General features: G+C 70.5%; 3 protein-coding genes. 1 reads left to right on the top strand and 2 read right to left on the bottom strand.

From position 1 onward, the window contains the following. Nucleotides 1-919 (bottom strand): serine/threonine-protein kinase (locus tag FXN61_RS48575; RefSeq protein WP_167980516.1); only part of this gene is annotated, 919 nt, incomplete at its 3' end. A gap of 119 nt (nucleotides 920-1,038) precedes the next feature. On the opposite strand from FXN61_RS48575, the gene FXN61_RS48570 reads away from it, so the two are divergent. Further along, entirely contained in the window at nucleotides 1,039-2,583 is a 1,545-nt protein-coding gene (locus FXN61_RS48570; RefSeq protein WP_167980515.1) for a tannase/feruloyl esterase family alpha/beta hydrolase, read from the top strand. Between the two features lie 22 nt (nucleotides 2,584-2,605). Here FXN61_RS48570 and FXN61_RS48565 read toward each other — a convergent pair. Further along, nucleotides 2,606-2,922 (bottom strand): alpha/beta hydrolase family protein (locus FXN61_RS48565; RefSeq protein ID WP_167980514.1); only part of this gene is annotated, 317 nt, incomplete at its 5' end.

Genomic DNA, 2,922 nt, shown 5'->3' with positions numbered 1-2,922 from the left:
CGTTCGCCGCGAGCCCGACACCCGGCATCGGCCCGGCACCCACGGGCCGGCTGTCCACCCCAGGACCGTCCACCACGGGTCCGGTCAGCACCGGCCCGGTCAGCTGCGGCCCTCCACCGGCCAGAGCCCGTTCGATCAGCCGGTGAGCCTGCGCCACCCCCAGCCGCCGCTCCGGGTCGGGCTCGAGCAACCCGGTGATCAGTTCACCGAGCGGACCGGACACCTGCGGCACCGGCCGTTCGCTCATCACCGCGAGGATCGTCGCCGACGTGGTCGGCCGGTCGAACGCGCCGCGACCCTCGGTCGCGAAGAACAGCGTCGCCCCCAACGCCCACAGGTCCCAGGCAGGCGAGGCGGGACCACCCGCGAGCCGTTCCGGCGACATGTACGCGGGCGAGCCGATCAACGTGCCGGTCGCCGTCAGCCGGGGATCGTCCAGTGACTGCGCGATGCCGAAGTCGGTGAGCTTCGCCGTTCCCTTGCCCGGCACCATCACGTTGCCGGGCTTGACGTCCCGGTGCACGACGCCGGAAGAATGCGCCGCCTCCAACGCACCCAGCAGCTGCGCCGCCAAGGTCGCCGCGGCCTTCACGCCGAGCGGACCGCCCTGGTCGACCGACTCCTCCAGCGTCGGAGCGTTGATCAGCTCCATGACGATGAAGGTCTGGTCGTCCTCGGAAATGAGGTCGTACACGGTGACCACGGCGGGATCCTGGAGCTGGCTCGCGATCCGCGCTTCCCGCAGCACCCGCTCCTGGTACACGGCCCGCTCGCCCGCGGGCACGCCGCCGGGCAGCAGCAGTTCCTTGACCGCGACGTCGCGGCCGAGCACGGTGTCCTGTCCCAGCCACACGGCCCCCATGCCGCCCCGCCCCAGCTCGCGAACCAGCCGGTAGCGTCTGTTGCCCACCTCGCGCATGGGCGGAAGTCTCGCAGCCGATCACCGCCCCGTGTCACCCGGTCCGGTGAGATGACGTACACAGGCAGCGTCGTCTGACGGGCGCGACAGCCGGACCCGCGCACCTACCGTCGCGCTGCGTGAGACGACTGACAAAGCTGTTGGCTACAACCCTGCTTCTGACCGGGCTGGCGCCACTCGCGCCGGCGTCGGCGAGCAGCACCTCCTCGTGCGCGACGGTCCCGGTCACCGCCCCGGCCGGCGCCAAGATCGAGTCCGTGGACGCCGTCGCCCGGCCCGGCGGGACCGTCACGTTCCCGCAGACGCCCCTTTCCGCACCGCCACCCATCCACGACGTTCCCGCGTACTGCGAGATCACCGTGACGCTCACGCACGCGGACGACCACGTGAAGGTCGTGGTCGCGCTCCCGCAGACCGGCTGGACCGGCCGGCTGCAGGGTGTGGGCGGCAGCGCGTACGCCGCCGGTGACACCGGAGCCCCGCTGGTCCAGGCCGTCAAGGACGGCTACACCGCCGTGACCACCGACGCGGGCGTGCTGACCGGCCTCGACACCAGCTGGGCGCTCAAGAACGGCGAACTGAACGAGCCGCTGCTCACCAACTTCGCGACCCGTTCGGTGCACGAGTCGGCCGTCATCGCGAAGTCCGTGGTGCGCAAGCACTATCAGCGATCCGTCACGTACTCGTACTGGAACGGCTGCTCCACCGGCGGCCGCCAGGGCTACTCCGAGGCGCAGAACTTCCCGGACGACTACGACGGAATTCTCGCCAACGCGCCCGCCGTGAACTGGTCGCAGTTCGCCGTCGCGACCCTGTGGCCGCAGATCGTGCAGTACCAGGACGGCCACATCGTCGGCAACTGCGTGCTGGACGCGTTCCGCAAGGCGGCGATCGAGGCGTGCGACGCGAACGACGGCGTCACCAACAACATCGTCGACCGTCCTGACCGTTGCAGCTACGACCCGCGACAGCTCATCGGCAAGACGATCCTCTGTGACGGCAAGGAAGTCACCGTGACGCAGGCCGACGCCGACGTCATGCGCAAGATCTGGGACGGCCCGACCGACGAACGCGGCCGCGGCCTGTGGCCGGGCCTGCCGAAGGGCGCGGACCCGATCTGGCTGGCGGGCACCCTGCCCGGCTTCCCCGGCCCCGGCTTCCCCGTCGCGGCCCAGTGGGTGCAGAGCTTCCTGCTCAAGCAGCCGGGCTTCGACACCTCGAAGCTCAGCTACCAGCAGTACCGGGACCTGTTCCGCCAGTCGATCCGCGAGTTCGACGACGTCATCGGCACGTCGGACCCCGACCTGTCGGCGTTCCGCCGCTCCGGCGGCAAGCTGATCACGTTCGTCGGCACCAACGACCAGCTGATCCCGCCCGGCGGCACGCTGCGGTACCGCGACCAGGTGGAGCGGCGCATGGGTTACGTGAACGACTTCTACCGCCTGTTCACCGCACCCGGCGTCGACCACTGCTTCGGCGGCAACGGCGCCCAGCCCACGAACCCGCTCGGCCAGCTGGTCGACTGGGTCGAGCGCGGCAAGGCCCCTACGACGCTGGCCGCGGCGACGGCCGACTCGACGCGCAACCTGTGCCCGTACCCGCAGATCTCGCGCTATGTCCACGGTGACCCGCAGGTGGCTTCCAGCTACCGCTGCACCCGCTAGGACGGGCCGTGGCGCGTGAGTGTCAGCGATCTCCGAACGAAGGAGAAAGCTTGTCCGCCAACCACTCGCGCGCCACGGACCAGGCGTGCCCATCGGGCTCGATCACGTGGAAGTGGTCGGCCCCAGGCGATTCCACGAACTCCGCCTGCGCGTGCGACTTCGCGTAGTCGCGGCTGAACTCCACCGGAACGACCTCGTCCGCCGTGCCGTGGATCGCCAGCACCGGCACACCACCGTCCGCCATCTCCACCGGCGACGTGACCGCGTACAGCTCCGGGTCCTCCACCGCCGAGACCCCGAGCAACAACCGGGTGATGCCATGCCCGACCCCGGCCGCCA

This window comes from Lentzea indica (assembly GCF_012184385.1).
Taxonomy (GTDB): domain Bacteria; phylum Actinomycetota; class Actinomycetes; order Mycobacteriales; family Pseudonocardiaceae; genus Lentzea; species Lentzea indica.
Note: the sequence above shows the minus strand (reverse complement) of the source record. Positions and strands in the feature narration are given on the sequence as shown.